The organism is Ruegeria sp. K5 (genome assembly GCF_056531805.1).
Genome location: NZ_JBQFML010000006.1, coordinates 13,708 through 30,373, shown reverse-complemented (window position 1 = coordinate 30,373; position 16,666 = coordinate 13,708). Strand labels below are relative to the sequence as shown.

The window sequence follows — 16,666 nt, the reverse complement described above, 5'->3', positions numbered from 1 at the left end:
GGCATTAACCATTTAACGCTCACTCTGAGACCCGTAGAATCTCCGGAGTCTCAGCCGTGTTCAAAAAACTGTATCTCGCCGCCGGGTTGCTGTGCCTGTTGCTGGGCTGTCAGGAACTGCCGTCAAGCAAGCCGGATGCAAAGGTTATTGCGGTTGGCGATTCGCTGATGGCCTGGAATTCGCCCTCCGGGTCGTCGATTCCCGATGTGATCGAAGAAAACATCGGCGCTCCGGTGGTGGATCGCACGGTATCTGCGGCGTGGTTGCAAACGCAGTTTGACGACAAGGGCGCGCCCCAAAGTGGGGTGCAGGCCCAGTTCGTCAAAGGCGACTGGTCCTGGGCGGTGGTCAATGGCGGCGGCAATGATCTGATGCTGGGCTGTGGCTGTTCGCGCTGCGATGCGGTGCTGGACAACATGATCTCGGAAGATGGGCAAAGCGGCCAGATACCCCGCTTTGTGCGCCAGATTCGCGAAACCGGTACGCGGGTTATCTATGTGGGCTACCTGCGCAGCCCCGACCTGTTCACACCCATCGAACACTGCAAGGCCGAAGGCGATGAATTCGAGGCGCGGATCGCAAGGCTCGCGCAATTGGATGAGGGGATCACCTTTGTCTCAAGCCAGGATGTGGCGCGGCCTGGCGATGCATCGTATTTCTCATTTGATCTGATCCATCCGTCGCGCAAATCCAGCCGGATCATCGGCGAACGGATCGCCAGCGTGATCAAGGATCAGGGGTTGTAGCGGCGCGCGTCCGGATGATCACCCGGCGGTAGGCCTCGATCATCCAACCCAGCATAGTGGCGTTCAGGATGTGCCACAGGAAATGCGTGCCGGTAGGAAACTGCTGGCAGATCGGCGCGTCCAGTGCGCGGAAGGTAATCGACAAGATCAAAAGAGCTGCGCCAATCGCCATGTTCATTGCGAACGCTGGCTCTCGATGCCGCAACAGGAATGCGTAAATCAAGATCAGCAAAGGCACCGGGGCATAGGCGGCAGAGCCACCCAATCCCGGCACAAGCTGAAACACGGGCGTCGTCACCGCGGCATAGGGGATGAACAAGATCGTCGCGCTCAGCGCATAGCCCGTGGAGATGCCCCAGACATTTTTGTTCACCGCGAAAATATAGATCAGGATAAACAGCAGGATCGGCGTCACGTCGGCAATCGCGGCCCAGACCTGTGCATGGGTGTGAAACAGATAGCTGCCAACGCCAATCGCCGCCAACACCATGACCAACGCCATCGCAAGCGGCATATCCTGCCCCCGCACCCGCCGCCACATGATGAAGGCCGAGATCAGAAAGGCCGCGTTGGTGACCGCATTGATGGGCTCGGCCCAATAGGCGGCGGACAATCGCTCACAATAGCCGTCGATTTGCTGCATCCAGTCCATGGAATTTTACATAGCGAATGCTAGGCTGGAGCCAATAGGCATCGCAGGAGGAATTTCGGCATGAACATCATTTGGTTGGGCCACGGCAGTTTTCGCATCGAAACCGAGGGGCAGGTGCTGTTGGTCGATCCATGGCTGACGGGCAACCCGGTTCTGCCGGAAGACCAGCACGATACAGCCGTGGACGGCGCGACGCATATCCTGCTGACCTACACCCATTTCGATCATGTGGTGGATGTTCTGCCTTTGGCAAAACACCTGAACGTGCCGGTCGTCGGGCAGTACGACCTGATGGGCTATTGGGCCGAGGCCGAGGGGATCGAGACCATCGGTTTCAACAAAGGCGGCACGGTCAATCTGAACGGGGTCAAGGTGACGATGGTGCCTGCCTCGCACAGTTCCACCTTCTCGACCCCGGATGGGCTACGGACCGGGGGCAGCGAGGTGGGTTTCATGATCGCAGCCGAAGGGCGGATGCTGTATGTCTCGGGCGACACCGACATCATGGCGGATATGGAGTGGATGGGGGATTACTACAAACCCGATATCGGCATCCTGTCTGCGGGCGGGCATTTCACCATGGACATGAAAGCGACCGCCTATGCGGCCAAGCGCTATTTCAACTTCAAGACGGTGATTCCCTGCCATTACAAGACCTTCCCCATCCTCGAACAATCGGCGCAGACGCTGATCGACGGATTGCCCGGAGTGGACGTGATCGAACCCGAAGTGATGCAGCCGATCAAACTGTAGGCCGGGCTTTAGCCCGGCACATCCTTTCGGCGTGCCTCGAAGAAATCCTTCAAAAGTGCCGCCGCCTCGTCAGCAGCGATACCATCATAAACCTCGGGCGCATGATGCGCCTGAGGGTGAGAAAACACCCGCGCACCATGGGCAACACCGCCTGATTTCGGGTCGGATGCGCCATAATACACCCGACGGATACGCGCAGCGGCCAACGCGGCGGCGCACATCGCGCAAGGCTCCAACGTCACATAAAGATCGTGATCCGGCAGACGTTCGGACCCGGCCTCGGCGCAGGCGGCGCGCAAGGCCAAGATCTCGGCATGAGCGGTCGGATCGTTCAATTCGCGCGTTCGGTTGCCCGCCGCCGCAACGACCCGGCCGTCGGGCGAGACGATAACGGCCCCCACGGGAACCTCACCCCGATTAGCCGCCGCGCGGGCCTCGGCCAGCGCCTTGTCCATATGCGATTTGAACACCATGCCCCTGACTGCATCAGAAACCTGCCTTTCGCAAGCGGGCGGGATGGGTTAAGGCCGGGGGCATGAGCAATACCCCTCCTCCCGGCGACCGGATCGCCAAAGTGCTGGCCCGTGCAGGCGTCGCCTCGCGGCGCGAGGCTGAACGCATGATCGAAGCAGGCCGTGTCAGCGTGAACGGCAAGGTGATCGACAGCCCCGCGCTGAACGTGACCGCCAAAGACAGGATCGCTGTGGACGGCAAACCGGTCTCGGAACCCGAACCCTCGCGCCTGTGGCTCTATCACAAGCCGACCGGGCTGGTGACCACGACCAAGGACGAAAAGGGCCGCGCGACGATTTTCGACGAATTGCCCGAGGATATGCCGCGCGTGATGTCCGTTGGACGGCTGGACCTGAATTCCGAAGGCTTGCTGCTGCTGACCAATGACGGCGGCATCAAGCGCAAGCTGGAACTGCCCTCGACCGGCTGGTTGCGCAAATACCGCGTGCGGGTCAACGGACGGCCCAAGGAAGAAGATTTCGCCCCCCTGCGCACAGGGCTTGTGATTGATTGTGAGCGGTTCCAGCCGATGACCGTCTCGCTGGATCGCCAGCAAGGTGCGAATGCCTGGCTGACCATCGGACTGCGCGAAGGCAAGAATCGCGAGATCAGGCGGGCGATGGAAGATATCGGCTTTACCGTGAACCGGTTGCTGCGTGTCTCTTACGGCCCGTTCCAGCTGGGCGATTTGAAACCCGGTCAGGTGGAAGAGGTGCGCCGCCGCGTGATGCGCGATCAGTTGGGCCTGGATGGTGACGCAAAACCCGAAGGCACGGCCAAACGCGCCACGCGGCCGCAAAGAAAACGACCACCGATCGGCAAGAAACCCCGCAAGTGACGCGGGTTTGGCAACCTTCCCCCTAGCGCCAAGCCTGCGCATCCCTTAAATTTTCTGGGAATGCTGCTATTTGGGGGGCGCAATGTCCGGAAGCGGAGTGCAAAACCTGGCCTATGTCGTCCTGCTGGTCCTGATGCTGGGCGTGTGCACCGGCTTGCTGGGGGGACTATGAGCATGGCCAAGCGGTTTGGCGGCAAATACAGCCCTCAGGGTGAGTCTTCTTCCGACGCGCCGCTGCCGCGCGGCCAGTTTGATGGCGCACGGGTCGAACCTGCGGGCGCGCGGGCGAATATCCTGTTCCTGCCTGCGATCCCATTGGTTTTCCTGTCTCTGAACGACGGCGCGATTGGCATGACCATCGGCCTGGTTGCGGCGGGCCTGCTGACCGCCGCCGCATTTCTGCTGCGCGAAGGGTTGCGGGCCGAGGCCGCGTATCATTCACGCAAAACCGCCCGCCGACCGGCATTTCCACGCAAGATCTTTGCCAGTGTCCTGACCGGACTTGGCACCGCATTGGCCGCGTACCGGACCGAGTATCTGGATGCCGAAACCGCCGGACAGGTCAGCCTGCTGGCCCCCGTCTTGTTCGGAGTTGCCGCAACCGTTTTGCATTCCGTGTCGTTCGGGCTGGACCCGATGAAGGACAAAGGCATGGAAGGCGTCGATACATTCCAGCAGGATCGCGTGGCCCGTGTGGTCGATGATGCCGAAAAACACCTGTCCGAAATGACGGATGCGATCAAACGCGCCGGTGATCGCCGGGTCGAGGCGCGGGTTGAACGGTTTCAGGATACCGCCCGCGATCTGTTCCGCACGGTCGAAGAAGACCCCCGCGATCTGGCCGGGGCGCGCAAATATCTGACCGTATACCTGCAGGGCGCGCGCGATGCGACGGTCAAGTTCGCAGACGTTTATGCCCGTACCCGCGACGGGCAGGCGCTGGCCGATTATTCCGCCTTGCTGGACGATCTGGAACAGAATTTCGCCGCGCGCACGCGCAAGATGCTATTGGATGACCGCAGTGATCTGACGGTCGAAATTGACGTGTTGCGCGACAGGCTGCAACGCGAAGGCGTCCGGTTGGACTGACCGGCTAAAAATTGAGCGAGGAACATCCCCATGTCCGATGAGATCAAGAACAAGGCGGTCGAGGCCGAAACTCTGGTGCAGGAAGTCACCGCCGTGGCGCTGCCCGAACCGATGGCCGAGGTTGTCTCGCTTGAGGAAGCCGACGAACCGGTCAGCGCCGAGATTCGCAAGCGCATGGATGAGATCGATATGGGCAACACCAATTCGATTGTCTCGTTTGGCTCGTCCGCGCAGGCCGAATTGCAAGAGATCAGCCAGGCCATGCTGGCCGATGTGCGTAACAAGGATGTAGGCCCCGCGGGCGATAGCCTGCGCAATATTGTGACCACGATCCGGGGCTTCTCGGTCAGTGAACTGGACGTACGGCGCGAGCGTAGCTGGTGGGAAAAACTGCTGGGCAAGGCCGCGCCTTTTGCCAAGTTCACCGCCCAATACGAAGAGGTTCAGGGCCAGATCGACCGCATCACCGACGATCTGCTGAGCCATGAGCATACGCTGTTGAAAGACATCAAATCGCTCGACCTACTCTATGAAAAAACGCTGGGGTTCTATGATGAACTGGCGCTTTACATCGCGGCGGGTGAGGAAAAGCTGACCGAGCTGGACAGCCACGATATTCCGGAAAAAGAGGCCGAAGTTCAGGCCGCGCCCGAAGATCAACAGGTTATGAAAGCGCAGGAATTGCGCGACATGCGCGCGGCGCGCGACGATCTGGAACGCCGGGTGCATGATCTGAAACTGACCCGTCAGGTGACGATGCAGTCGCTGCCCTCGATCCGTTTGGTGCAGGAGAATGACAAGTCGCTGGTGACCAAGATCAACTCGACCCTCGTCAACACGGTGCCGCTGTGGGAAACCCAACTGGCGCAGGCCGTCACCATTCAGCGCAGCGCCGAGGCGGCAGCCGCCGTGCGCGACGCCAATGATCTGACCAACGAATTGCTGACCTCGAACGCAGCCAATCTGCGCGACTCCAACAAGATGATCCGTGAGGAAATGGAACGCGGCGTCTTCGACATCGAGGCCGTCAAACAGGCCAACGCCGACCTGATCGGCACGATCAACGAAAGCCTCGCCATTGCCGACGAAGGCAAGGCCAAGCGCGCCGCCGCCGAGCAGGAGTTGCAGAAGATGGAAACCGAACTCCGCGACACGCTTGCCGCCGCCAAGGCGCGGCGCGACGGGACCGGCGACAATGCAGGAACGGCTGTTCCGGGATAAGGTGGACTGGGCGTGCGGCCTTTGAACTCTGTCAAACTGGCCCTTGGGGGTATCGCGCTGCTGGCGCTGGTCGGCTGTGAGGAAGCCCTGACATCCGCCGTCGTGCCTCCGCCACGCCCCGCAGCCCCACCGCCTGCGGCCAACGCTTATGTACCGCCCTCAGCCGCCAGTCAGGACCTGGCCCGGTTCTATCAGCGCGTCGAACGCGATCTGCTGACGCGCGGCCTGTTGCGGACAGATGGCGGCGGGCCTGACGCGCCGTATGACGCCGACGATCTGACCCGGAATTTCGAGACGATTGCGTTTTACAGCGAATACCCAAACCACAGCGTCTCACTGGGATCGCGCCAGACCGATGGCCAGCTAAGCCGCTGGGATGGGCCTGTGCGCATCCAGACCGAGTTTGGCCCTTCGGTCCTGCCCGCCACGCGGGAAAAGGATGCGGCGGATGTGCAGTCATATGCCGCCCGTCTGGCGCGCCTGACCGGGCACCCGGTTTCGACTGTCAGCCGGAAGGCCAACTTTCACGTGTTCTTCGCCGGCAAGGATGATAGCGCCTATGTGGTGTCCCGCCTCAGGCAGTTGATCCCGAATATCAGTCAGGCCTCGCTGGAACTGGTCGCCAATCCGCGCGCGAATTTCGACTGTTTTGTCTTTGCCTCGGCCACCACATCCTCGCCCAACAAATACGTGCGCGCGGTCACTCTGATCCGCGCGGAACTGCCAGATCTGGTGCGGCTAAGCTGTATCCACGAAGAAATTGCGCAAGGCCTTGGCCTGTCCAATGACAGCCCCGCCGCGCGGCCTTCGATCTTCAACGATGATGACGAGTTTGCCCTGCTGACCAGTCATGATGAGAAACTGCTGCAAATGCTCTACGATCCGCGGCTTCAGCCCGGTGTATCGGTCGATCAGGCCCGCCCTGTTGTCAGGATCATTGCACGCGAATTGATGGGTCAGCCGCTCTGACCCCAAGGACAGGAGAACCCAGATGGGAATTTTCGATTTTCTGACAGGCGAGTTCATTGATGTCATCCATTGGGTGGACGACACCCGTGACACGATGGTCTGGCGGTTCGAACGCGAAGGGCACGAGATCAAATACGGCGCCAAGCTGACCGTGCGCGAGGGTCAGTCGGCGGTGTTTGTGCATGAAGGGCAGTTGGCGGATGTGTTCACGCCCGGTCTTTATATTCTTGAGACCAACAACATGCCGATCCTGACGACCCTTCAGCATTGGGATCACGGTTTTCAGTCGCCATTCAAATCCGAGGTGTATTTCGTCAACACCACCCGGTTCAACGACCTGAAATGGGGCACGAAGAACCCGATCATGCTGCGCGACCCGGAATTCGGCCCAACGCGCATCCGCGCCTATGGCACCTATACAGTGCGGGTGAAGGACCCGGCCAAGTTTCTGGTCGAGATCGTCGGCACCGATGGTGAATTCACCATGGACGAGATCAGCTTTCAGATCCGCAACATCATCGTGCAGGAATTCAGCCGCGTGATCGCGGGATCCGGCATCCCGGTTCTGGACATGGCCGCCAACACCGCCGATCTGGGCAAGCTGATCGCAGCTGAGGTGTCTCCGGTACTGGACAGCTATGGGCTGGACATGCCTGAGTTCTACATCGAGAACATCTCGCTGCCGCCAGCGGTTGAAGCCGCTTTGGACAAGCGCACCTCGATGGGGCTGGCGGGGGATCTGGGCAAGTTCACCCAGTATTCGGCAGCCGAGGCGATGACAGCGGCGGCGAACAACCCCGGTCAGGGTGGCGGCATGGGTGCCGGTCTGGGCATGGGAATGGGAATGGCCATGGCGCAGCAGATGGCGAACATGGCAGCGGGTCAGCCGCGCGGCCCGTGGGGATCGCCCGCCCCCGCTGCCCCGCAACCGGCAGCACATGCGGCGCCGCCGCCCCCACCTCCCGTTGAACATGTCTGGCACATCGCCGTGGACGGGCAGACCAGCGGTCCGTTTTCAAAGGCCAAAATGGGACGCATGGCCAGCGAAGGGCAGTTGACCCGTGAGACACACGTCTGGACCGCCGGTCAGGACGGCTGGAAGAAAGCGGGTGAGGTGCAGGAACTGGCGCAGCTGTTTACCATTCTGCCGCCCCCACCGCCGGGTGCGTGACCAGAACGGGCGGACGAGTCAAATGTGCAAGGCTCTGACATGAACGAAGAACATCGCTTTCCCTGCGAACAATGCGGCGCGGATTATCGGTTCAATCCCGGTGATGGCACGCTGACCTGTGACCATTGCGGGCATGCCCAACCCATCGGCGCGGGCCCTTGGGGCGGTGCGAAGCTGCGCGAGCTGGATTTTGACGCCGCCATTGCCGATCGTCTGCCCGATAGCGAGATCGAAGAAACGCGGGTTCTCTCCTGCCCCAACTGCGCCGCTCAGGTCGAGTTCGACCCGAACACCCACGCCGCCGAATGCCCGTTCTGCGCCACCCCCGTGGTGACGGATACCGGCGTGAACCGACATATCAAGCCCAAGGGTGTTCTGCCGTTTGCGCTGGACGAACGGACCGCCCACACCGCCATGAACGATTGGCTGGGCCGGTTGTGGTTCGCCCCCAACGGGTTGCAGGACTATGCGCGCAAGGGCCGTAAGATGCAGGGGATTTATGTTCCCTACTGGACCTTCGACGCGGACACCAAATCCAGCTACCGCGGCGAGCGTGGGGTGGTCTACTACGAAACCCGAACCGTGATGCGTGACGGGAAGCGCGTGCAGCAGCAGGTTCCAAAGGTGCGCTGGACCCCCAAATCCGGTCGTGTCGCGCGGTTTTTTGACGATGTGCTGGTGCTGGCCTCACGGTCCCTGCCCAAGGCGTATACGGACGCGCTGGAGCCGTGGGATCTGCCTGCGCTGGAACCTTATCAGCCGCAATATCTGGCCGGGTTCCGGGCCGAGGCCTACACGGTGGACCTGCAAGACGGGTACGCCGAAGCACGTCAGCACATGGCACGTGTAATCGAACGGGATGTGCGGTTTGATATCGGCGGCGACCGTCAGCGCATTCATTCGGTCGAAACCGACGTGGGCGATGTCACGTTCAAGCACATTCTGCTGCCCGTCTGGATGGCGGCCTATAAATACCGGGGCGAGACCTATCGCTTTGTCGTCAACGGGCGCACCGGGCGCGTTCAGGGCGAACGTCCCTGGTCGGCGATCAAGATCACGATTGCCGTGGTTCTGGGCCTGCTGGTGGCAGCAGGTGCTGGCTACCTCATGACAACCGGTCAGCAGTAGCGGCGCAAAACCAGCCCCTTGCACATCCTGATGGCGGCGGTCATCTTCGGCGCGATTGCCGGGAAGGAGATTATCGCCGTGACATTATCCGCGTTGAACACATTGTTGACGGATCGATATTCGTGCCGGGCATTTCGCCCGGACCCGGTGCCGCAAAAGGATATCGAGCAGATCGTTGCCAGTGCCTCACAAGTGCCCAGCTGGTGCAATGCGCAGCCCTGGCAGTTGGTGATCACAAGCGGAGAGGAAACGGATCGGTTCCGCCGCGCCCTGCGCGATGAAGTCGAAACCGGAACGCCTGCTCCGGACCTTGCTTTCCCCAGTTCTTATTCCGGCGTCTATCAGGATCGACGGCGCGCCTGCGGCTGGGCGTTGTACGCAGCCGTTGGCGTCGAACATGGCGACCGGGCGGGATCGGCGCGCCAGATGATGGAAAACTATGCCCTGTTCGGTGCCCCCCATTGCGCGATCCTGTCCAGCCCGGCCGAACTTGGGCCTTATGGCGCAATGGACAGCGGCGGGTTCGTCACCGCGTTCACGCTGGCCGCGCAGGCGCTTGGGGTTGCAAGCATCCCGCAAGCCGCTGTCGCAGCCTACGGCCCCTTCCTGCACAAGTATTTCGATATTCCTGATGATCGGTTGATCCTGTGCGCAATCTCGTTCGGCTATGCCGATGCCGATCACCCGGCGAACAGTTTTCGCACCGACCGGGCCGCATTGGGTGACATTATCGACTGGCGCGGCTAAACCGGCAGGTAAAAATACCGAAGGGGGGAGCTTTGCGCGCAGTCATACAACGTATCTCACATGCCAGGGTCTCGGTGGATGGGTCTGTTATCGGGCAGGCCGGCCCCGGCCTGATGATCCTTGTCTGCGCCATGCAGGGAGATGACGAAGGTCAGGCCGCGAAACTGGCCGCAAAGATAGCCCGGCTGCGTATCTTCAAGGATGAAGCGGGCAAGATGAACCGCTCGGTGGTTGATAGTGGCGGATCGGCCCTGGTGGTCAGCCAATTCACGCTGGCGGCTGATACCTCAAGCGGCAACCGCCCCGGCTTTTCCACGGCGGCCCCGCCGGATGTCGGGGAACGCTTGTATGAAGCCTTTGCCAAAGACCTCGCCGCGCATGGTATCCCGGTGGAAACGGGGCAATTCGGGGCGGATATGGCTGTTGAACTGGTCAATGACGGACCGGTGACGATCTGGATGGAAAACTGATGACGCGTACCGAACAAGCAATCGAGTTCTGGCGGGCTGGCGTGGCGGCGGTTGATGGGTATACGGCGACAAAAGCGGCCCTGCCCGGTGTTCCCCGACCCGACCGCATTCTGGCTGTGGGCAAACCTGCCGCCGCCATGGCGCGGGCAGCCTTGGATCAGTTCGGGGATGTTCCGACCCTTGTGGTGACCAAGGACGATCACGGGCGCGATCTGCCGAATGGGGTTCAGGTGATCGAGGCCTCTCATCCCGTGCCCGATCAACGCAGCCTGAACGGGGGCCGCGCCCTGCGTGCAGCCGTGGAGCAGATGGCAGCGGGATCGCATCTGTTGCTTTTGGTGTCAGGCGGCGCCTCCTCGCTGGCCGAGGATCTTGTGCCCGGTAAATCCTTGCAGGACCTTGCAGCCCTGAACCGACAGTTGCTGGCCGAAGGGCTGGACATCACCGCGATGAATGCAGAACGGCGCAAGCTGTCGCGGGTCAAAGGCGGTGGGCTGTTGTCGCATTTCAAGGGCGGCAAGGCCACGGTATTGGCGATCTCGGACGTGCCCGGGGACGATCTGAACGTCATCGGATCCGGTATCGGTGCCCTGCCCCGGACATATGACTTTGATGCCAGCACCCGGATCATCGCCTCAAACGCGCATGCCCGCGACGCCGCAACCAAGGGCGCGCAAACGGCCGGTCTGCAAGTTCATGCCAATGAAGAAGCGCTTCACGATGACTATCTGGCGGTTGCGACCTATGTCGGGCAGCGCCTGCGGGATATGGGACCCGGCGCAATGGTCTTTGGTGGCGAGCCGACGGTTGTTTTGCCGGACTCTCCGGGCCGTGGCGGGCGCAATCAGGCCCTTGCGCTTGCGCTGGCCAAAGAGATCTCGGGCCTCGAAGATCTGGTCGTCGTCGTAGGCGGAACGGACGGAACCGATGGCCCGACCAACGCTGCCGGGGGTGTCATCACAGGCGCAACCTGGGCAGAGGGGGCCGAGCAGGCGCTGAATGCCGCAGACAGCGGCACATTCCTTGAACAGGCGGACGCTTTGCTGGTGACCGGGCCGACAGGTACCAATGTGATGGACCTGATTGTCGCAATCCGAGGCTGATCTGACGCTTTGGACCCCACCTTTCGGGCTCAGCCCGTCACTTTTGTTTCATGAACTACGGATAGCACCGCCGACACGAAACTCTGCCAGCCCGCGGTCAGGAAATATGATTGCGTCTGACATCAATGCACGCGGAACAATAAAACTTGCCCGGTCGCCGGAAATACGCCAACGTTGACTCATGCGTCAATAATAAGCCCCTCAAGGGCACACATCACTCAACAGGGAGATACACCAAATGAACGAACAACTCACGCACATGGCCAGCCAGGTCACTGCGGGCAAACTCACGCGCCGCGAATTCATGGGGAAAGCTGCGGCCTTGGGTGTGTCGGCGGCAATGGCCAGCACGATGTTTGCCGATGCCGCACGGGCGGCAGGCCCGAAAAAGGGCGGCGATCTGAAACTGGGCCTGTATGGCGGTGAGTCCACCAACTCGCTGGACCCTGCGACCTATGCCAGCTCGGTTCCCTATATGAACGGACGCCACTTTGGGGATACGCTGGTCGAGGTTGCACCGGACGGCACGATCGAGCCGCGTCTGGCCGAAAGCGTCGAGGGCAGCGCAGATGCCAAGGTCTGGACATTCAAGCTGCGTCAGGGGGTCGAGTTCCACAACGGCAAGACCATGACCAGCGAAGACGTTCTGAAAACCATGGAACGTCACTCGAACGAAGATTCGAAATCCGGTGCCCTGGGCATCATGAAGGGTATCGAATCGATGAAGGCCGATGGCGACAACTTCCAGGTCACCCTGACCGAAGCAAACGCCGATCTGCCCTATCTGCTGTCCGACTATCACCTGGTGATCCAGCCCGATGGCGGTATGGACAATCCGGGGGCCGGTATCAGCACAGGCCCTTATCAGGTCGAAGTCGACGAGCCCGGCGTGCGCCACCTGTTCACCAAGTTTGCCAACTACTGGAACGACGACGCCCATTTTGACAGCGTCGAAAACGTGGTGATTAATGATGCGACCGCACGGACTGCCGCGCTTCAGGGTGGACAGGTTCAGCTTGCAAACCGGATCGAGCCGAAGGTCGCCGACCTGCTGGGCCGCGCGCCCAACATCACGGTCCAGTCGACACCGGGCCGCGGGCATTATGTGTTCATCATGCACTGCGACACAGCCCCGTTTGACAGCAACGAGCTGCGCACCGCGCTGAAATACGCGATCAACCGGGAAGAACTGGTCGACAAGGTTCTGCGTGGCTATGGCTCGGTCGGGAACGACATGCCGGTCAACGCGGCCTATCCCTTGTTCGACGAAACCATCGCCCAGCGCGAATTCAGCATCGAACAAGCGGCAGAGCACTACAAGAAATCCGGCCATGACGGCTCTCCCATTGTACTGCGTGTCTCGGACGGGGCCTTCCCGGGTGCCGTGGACGCCGCATCGCTGTTCCAGCAAACCGCCGCGCAGGCCGGTATCCCGCTTGAAATCAAGCGTGAACCCAATGACGGCTACTGGTCCGAGGTCTGGAACGTGCAGCCCTTCTGCGCCTCGTACTGGGGTGGTCGTCCGGTTCAGGACCAGATGTATGCCACCGCCTATCTGTCAACCGCAGACTGGAACGACACACGCTTCAAGGTACAGGCGTTCGACGATCTGCTGTTTGCTGCCCGGGCCGAACTGGACGCGGACAAGCGCAAGGGTCTCTACAGCCAGATGGGCATGATGGTGCGCGACGAAGGCGGATTGATCTGCCCGATGTTCAACAACTTTGTCGATGCTTCCAGCAATGTGCTGGATGGATGGGAAACCGACCCGAACGGCGAGCTGATGAACGGTCAGGTTTCGCGCAAATTGTGGTTCGCATAAAACGGACCCCGGATAATGCATCCCATCATCAAACTGGTTTCCCAGCGCCTTGCGCTGGGACTCCTGCTTCTCTTCGGTGCATCGGCTCTGATCTTCGGCCTCACTGAAGCCCTTCCCGGGGACGCTGCGCAAGCGGTTCTCGGCCAATCCGCAACCCCCGAGGCGCTGGCGAACCTGCGCGAGGAAATGGGCCTCAACCGTCCGGCCCTGACCCGTTATTTCGAATGGCTGGGTGGCATCGTACAAGGTGACCTGGGCCAATCCCTGACAAACAAGCTTGATATTGCCGAATCCGTCGGCAGCCGGTTGAGCAACACTCTGTTCCTGGCGTTCTGGGCCGCGATTATCTCGGTGCCGCTTGCCATTTTCCTGGGCCTTCTGGCTGTTCGGTACCGGAACCGCTGGCCCGACAAAATGATTTCGGCCGTCACCCTGACGACGATTTCGATCCCTGAGTTCCTGATCGGCTATGTGCTGGTCTATTTCGTGGCCGTGAAACTGGGTATGTTCTCGCCGCTGGCGATGATCAACGACAGCATGTCCCTTGGGCAAAAGCTGAACTCGATCGCGTTGCCGGTCATCGTTCTGACCCTCGTGGTGCTGGCGCATATGATGCGCATGACCCGCGCCGCCATCCTGAACGTGATGCAGTCTGCCTATGTGGAAACCGCCGAACTGAAAGGCCTGAGCAACTTTCAGGTCATCTACCGTCACGCCTTCCCCAACGCCGTTGCGCCGATTGTGAACGTGGTGATGCTGAATCTGGCCTATCTGGTCGTTGGCGTCGTCGTGGTCGAGGTGGTGTTCGTCTATCCCGGCATGGGCCAGTATCTGGTGGACCATGTGACAAAGCGTGACGTGCCGGTCGTTCTGGCCTGTGGGGTGATCTTTGCGGCCATCTATATCGGACTGAACATGATTGCAGACATCGTTGCCATTCTGGCCAACCCAAGGCTGAGGCATCCTAAATGAAGAACATCCCTATCTCTGCAATGATCGGGCTGGGTTTCACAGTCCTGTATTTCATCATCGCCCTGTTCGCGCCCCTGCTGGCCCCCTACGGCATGGCCGAAGTGGTCGGCGACGTGTGGGAGCCCTCCAGCAAAGAGTTCTGGCTGGGCACCGACAACATTGGCCGCGATCTTCTCAGCCGTATGATCTATGGCGGGCGCACGACGATCTTTATCGCCACGGCGGCAACGATCCTAAGCTTTGTGACCGGCTCGGTTCTGGGCTTTCTGGCCGCTGTGCTGGGGGGCTGGGCCGATCAGGTCATGTCGCGTACCGTTGACCTGATCATGTCGATCCCGTCGCTGATCTTCGCGCTGGTGGTTCTGGCCATGGTGCCGGTCACCATTCCGGTTCTGATCATCGTCATGGGCCTGCTGGACGCGACCCGCGTCTATCGTTTGGCCCGCGCTGTCGCGGTGGATATCGCCGTGATGGACTATGTCGAGGCCGCGCGTCTGCGAGGTGAAGGCCAGGTCTGGGTCATCTTCCGGGAGATCCTGCCCAACGCATTGTCTCCGCTGGTGGCTGAACTGGGCCTGCGTTTCATCTTCATGGTTCTGTTTGTATCGACCCTGTCCTTCCTGGGGCTGGGCGTCCAACCGCCGCTGGCGGATTGGGGCGGCATCGTGAAGGAAAACAAGGACGGCATCGTCTATGGCATCGGCGCGGCGCTTTATCCCGCTGTCGCTATTGCGACGCTGGCAATCTCGGTCAACCTTGTGGCTGACTGGGTCCTGAACCGCACCACATCGCTGAAAGGAGGCCGGGGATGAGTGAACCGCTTCTCAAAGTCCGCGGGCTGAAGATTGGCGCGACGGTGTATCCGCCGGGCGAAAAGCCTCATGACATCGAAATCGTGCACGGGGTCGATTTCGACCTCGAACGCGGCAAGGTGCTAGGGTTGATCGGCGAATCCGGGGCCGGCAAATCCACCATCGGTCTTGCGTCCATGGCCTATGGCCGGGGTGGCGTGAAGATCACCGGCGGTGAGGTCTGGGTCAACGGGCGTGACATTCTGAAAACGTCCCATGGCGACATTCGCAAACTGCGCGGGGGTGAGGTCACTTATGTGTCCCAATCCGCCGCTGCGTCCTTTAACCCCGCCAAAAAGATCATGGATCAGGTGGTCGAAGCCGCGGTCGAGCAAAAGAAGTTCAGCCGCAAAGTGGCCGAAGCCCGGGCGCGTGAACTGTTCGCCAAGCTGGGCCTGCCCGATCCGGACAATATCGGGGATCGGTATCCGCACCAGGTCTCGGGCGGTCAGCTACAGCGTTGCATGACCGCGCTGGCGCTGTGCCCCGAGCCTGATCTGGTGGTGTTCGACGAGCCCACAACCGCGCTGGACGTGACCACCCAGATCGACGTTCTGATGGCCATCAAGGAAGCCATTGCCGATACCGGCGTTGCCGCGCTGTATATCACGCACGATCTGGCGGTCGTGGCGCAGGTCAGCGATGACATCATGGTTTTGCGGATGGGTAATACGGTCGAATACGGCGACACCGACCAGATCATCAACAACCCTAAGGAAGAGTACACGCAGGCTCTGGTCTCGGTCCGTTCGATTGAGCATGAAGAGAAACAGCCCACGCCGGATCCGGTGCTGACCGTCGACGGCATCACCGCGCGCTACAAGGGGCTGAATTTCGACGTGCTGCACAACGTCAACGTCGAGCTTCATCCGGGGCAGACGCTGGCGGTTGTGGGCGAATCCGGTTCGGGCAAGTCCACACTGGCGCGGGTGATCACCGGCCTGCTGCCGCCACGCGATGGCGAGATCACCTTTGCCGGTCGCAAGCTGTCGTCCGACCTCAAGGGCCGCACCCGCGAGGACCTGCGCGAGTTGCAGATGATCTACCAGATGGCAGACGTGGCGATGAACCCGCGTCAGACCGTTGGCACGATCATCGGCCGCCCGCTGGAGTTCTACTTTGGCATGCGTGGCGCGGAAAAGCGCAAACGGATCATCGAGTTGCTGGACGAGATCGAACTGGGCGAAAAGTTCATCGACCGCTATCCGGCAGAACTGTCCGGTGGTCAGAAACAGCGTGTCTGTATTGCGCGGTCGCTGGCGGCCAAACCCAAGATGATCATCTGTGATGAGGTCACCTCGGCGCTGGACCCGCTGGTGGCGGATGGCATTCTGAAACTGCTGCTCGACCTGCAGAAGATCGAGAACGTGGCCTATCTGTTCATCACCCACGATCTGGCAACGGTCCGGGCGATCAGCGACAGCATTGCGGTGATGTATCAGGGGCGCGTGGTCCGCTATGGCCCGAAATCACAGGTGCTGAGCCCGCCGTTCGACGACTATACCGACCTGCTGCTCAGCTCGGTGCCCGAGATGCATCTGGGCTGGCTGGAAGAGGTTGTCGCCCATCGCAAGATGGAAAGCGCCGGGAACTGATCCGGGGCCTTAGAAAGAAACCGGCG

The 16,666-nt window shown here is 60.8% G+C and carries 17 protein-coding genes; 15 read left to right on the top strand and 2 right to left on the bottom strand.

Annotation, left to right across the window (positions count from 1 at the left end; all coding sequences use genetic code 11):
* The first annotated feature begins 56 nt into the window (after positions 1–56).
* Positions 57–746 carry an SGNH/GDSL hydrolase family protein gene (locus ACR0MO_RS15650; protein ID WP_170454973.1) on the top strand — a complete coding sequence of 230 codons (690 nt, stop codon included), beginning with the start codon at positions 57–59 and terminating at the stop codon, positions 744–746.
* Here the strand turns inward: ACR0MO_RS15650 and ACR0MO_RS15645 are convergent.
* Entirely contained in the window at positions 727–1,398 is a 672-nt protein-coding gene (locus tag ACR0MO_RS15645; protein ID WP_480892194.1) for a ceramidase domain-containing protein, read from the bottom strand. The two genes, ACR0MO_RS15650 and ACR0MO_RS15645, sit on opposite strands and share 20 nt — an antisense overlap.
* 60 nt (positions 1,399–1,458) lie before the next feature.
* Between ACR0MO_RS15645 and ACR0MO_RS15640 the strand changes: the two genes are divergently transcribed.
* Positions 1,459–2,151, top strand: coding sequence for a metal-dependent hydrolase (locus ACR0MO_RS15640; protein WP_480892192.1), 693 nt, complete (start codon positions 1,459–1,461; stop codon positions 2,149–2,151).
* Positions 2,152–2,159: 8 nt separating this feature from the next.
* On the opposite strand, the gene ACR0MO_RS15635 is transcribed toward ACR0MO_RS15640, so the two are convergent.
* Positions 2,160–2,624, bottom strand: a complete 465-nt coding sequence (locus tag ACR0MO_RS15635; RefSeq protein WP_480892190.1) for a nucleoside deaminase — start codon at positions 2,622–2,624, stop codon at positions 2,160–2,162.
* 62 nt (positions 2,625–2,686) lie between these two features.
* Here ACR0MO_RS15635 and ACR0MO_RS15630 point away from each other — a divergent pair, with 62 nt between their 5' ends.
* The 13 genes from ACR0MO_RS15630 (at position 2,687) to ACR0MO_RS15570 (ending at position 16,640) form a co-directional block, all read left to right on the top strand.
* Positions 2,687–3,502 carry a pseudouridine synthase gene (locus ACR0MO_RS15630; RefSeq protein WP_480892187.1) on the top strand — a complete coding sequence of 272 codons (816 nt, stop codon included), beginning with the start codon at positions 2,687–2,689 and terminating at the stop codon, positions 3,500–3,502.
* A 174-nt stretch (positions 3,503–3,676) separates the two neighbouring features.
* Positions 3,677–4,591: a 5-bromo-4-chloroindolyl phosphate hydrolysis family protein gene (locus ACR0MO_RS15625; RefSeq protein ID WP_480892185.1), complete on the top strand. Its 915-nt coding sequence runs from the start codon at positions 3,677–3,679 to the stop codon at positions 4,589–4,591.
* A gap of 30 nt (positions 4,592–4,621) precedes the next feature.
* A complete protein-coding gene (locus tag ACR0MO_RS15620) occupies positions 4,622–5,812 on the top strand; it encodes a toxic anion resistance protein (protein ID WP_170454986.1) in 1,191 nt (396 codons plus the stop codon).
* Between the two features lie 12 nt (positions 5,813–5,824).
* Positions 5,825–6,781, top strand: coding sequence for a DUF2927 domain-containing protein (locus ACR0MO_RS15615; protein ID WP_170454988.1), 957 nt, complete (start codon positions 5,825–5,827; stop codon positions 6,779–6,781).
* 22 nt (positions 6,782–6,803) lie between these two features.
* The gene (locus ACR0MO_RS15610; protein ID WP_170454990.1) at positions 6,804–7,952 is read left to right on the top strand and encodes an SPFH domain-containing protein; all 1,149 of its coding nucleotides are present in this window, start codon (positions 6,804–6,806) and stop codon (positions 7,950–7,952) included.
* A gap of 39 nt (positions 7,953–7,991) precedes the next feature.
* Positions 7,992–9,080, top strand: a complete 1,089-nt coding sequence (locus ACR0MO_RS15605; RefSeq protein WP_170454991.1) for a TFIIB-type zinc finger domain-containing protein — start codon at positions 7,992–7,994, stop codon at positions 9,078–9,080.
* A gap of 30 nt (positions 9,081–9,110) precedes the next feature.
* Complete coding sequence (locus ACR0MO_RS15600) at positions 9,111–9,827, top strand: nitroreductase (RefSeq protein WP_170454994.1); 717 nt, start codon at positions 9,111–9,113, stop codon at positions 9,825–9,827.
* Between the two features lie 32 nt (positions 9,828–9,859).
* Positions 9,860–10,297 (top strand): D-aminoacyl-tRNA deacylase, encoded by a 438-nt coding sequence (dtd, locus tag ACR0MO_RS15595; protein ID WP_170454996.1) that lies wholly within the window; start codon positions 9,860–9,862, stop codon positions 10,295–10,297.
* Entirely contained in the window at positions 10,297–11,400 is a 1,104-nt protein-coding gene (locus tag ACR0MO_RS15590; RefSeq protein ID WP_170454998.1) for a DUF4147 domain-containing protein, read from the top strand. Before dtd ends, ACR0MO_RS15590 begins: the two co-directional genes overlap by 1 nt.
* 238 nt (positions 11,401–11,638) lie before the next feature.
* Positions 11,639–13,222, top strand: a complete 1,584-nt coding sequence (locus tag ACR0MO_RS15585; RefSeq protein ID WP_480892182.1) for an ABC transporter substrate-binding protein — start codon at positions 11,639–11,641, stop codon at positions 13,220–13,222.
* Between the two features lie 15 nt (positions 13,223–13,237).
* The gene (locus ACR0MO_RS15580; protein WP_170519884.1) at positions 13,238–14,194 is read left to right on the top strand and encodes an ABC transporter permease; all 957 of its coding nucleotides are present in this window, start codon (positions 13,238–13,240) and stop codon (positions 14,192–14,194) included.
* Positions 14,191–15,006, top strand: a complete 816-nt coding sequence (locus ACR0MO_RS15575; protein WP_170455004.1) for an ABC transporter permease — start codon at positions 14,191–14,193, stop codon at positions 15,004–15,006. The genes ACR0MO_RS15580 and ACR0MO_RS15575 overlap by 4 nt, the downstream gene beginning before the upstream one ends.
* Positions 15,003–16,640, top strand: coding sequence for an ABC transporter ATP-binding protein (locus tag ACR0MO_RS15570; protein WP_170519880.1), 1,638 nt, complete (start codon positions 15,003–15,005; stop codon positions 16,638–16,640). Before ACR0MO_RS15575 ends, ACR0MO_RS15570 begins: the two co-directional genes overlap by 4 nt.
* Positions 16,641–16,666 lie beyond the last annotated feature (26 nt).

Excerpts from the sequence above, each read along its gene's own strand:
- ACR0MO_RS15590 (WP_170454998.1), top strand. The coding sequence starts at position 10,297 with ATGACGCGTACCGAACAAGCAATCGAGTTCTGGCGGGCTGGCGTGGCG.
- ACR0MO_RS15625 (WP_480892185.1), top strand. The coding sequence starts at position 3,677 with ATGGCCAAGCGGTTTGGCGGCAAATACAGCCCTCAGGGTGAGTCTTCT.
- ACR0MO_RS15575 (WP_170455004.1), top strand. The coding sequence starts at position 14,191 with ATGAAGAACATCCCTATCTCTGCAATGATCGGGCTGGGTTTCACAGTC.
- ACR0MO_RS15640 (WP_480892192.1), top strand. The coding sequence starts at position 1,459 with ATGAACATCATTTGGTTGGGCCACGGCAGTTTTCGCATCGAAACCGAG.
- ACR0MO_RS15585 (WP_480892182.1), top strand. The coding sequence starts at position 11,639 with ATGAACGAACAACTCACGCACATGGCCAGCCAGGTCACTGCGGGCAAA.
- ACR0MO_RS15580 (WP_170519884.1), top strand. The coding sequence starts at position 13,238 with ATGCATCCCATCATCAAACTGGTTTCCCAGCGCCTTGCGCTGGGACTC.
- ACR0MO_RS15605 (WP_170454991.1), top strand. The coding sequence starts at position 7,992 with ATGAACGAAGAACATCGCTTTCCCTGCGAACAATGCGGCGCGGATTAT.
- ACR0MO_RS15600 (WP_170454994.1), top strand. The coding sequence starts at position 9,111 with ATGGCGGCGGTCATCTTCGGCGCGATTGCCGGGAAGGAGATTATCGCC.
- ACR0MO_RS15610 (WP_170454990.1), top strand. The coding sequence starts at position 6,804 with ATGGGAATTTTCGATTTTCTGACAGGCGAGTTCATTGATGTCATCCAT.
- ACR0MO_RS15630 (WP_480892187.1), top strand. The coding sequence starts at position 2,687 with ATGAGCAATACCCCTCCTCCCGGCGACCGGATCGCCAAAGTGCTGGCC.
- ACR0MO_RS15635 (WP_480892190.1), bottom strand. The coding sequence starts at position 2,624 with ATGGTGTTCAAATCGCATATGGACAAGGCGCTGGCCGAGGCCCGCGCG.
- ACR0MO_RS15570 (WP_170519880.1), top strand. The coding sequence starts at position 15,003 with ATGAGTGAACCGCTTCTCAAAGTCCGCGGGCTGAAGATTGGCGCGACG.
- ACR0MO_RS15645 (WP_480892194.1), bottom strand. The coding sequence starts at position 1,398 with ATGGACTGGATGCAGCAAATCGACGGCTATTGTGAGCGATTGTCCGCC.
- ACR0MO_RS15620 (WP_170454986.1), top strand. The coding sequence starts at position 4,622 with ATGTCCGATGAGATCAAGAACAAGGCGGTCGAGGCCGAAACTCTGGTG.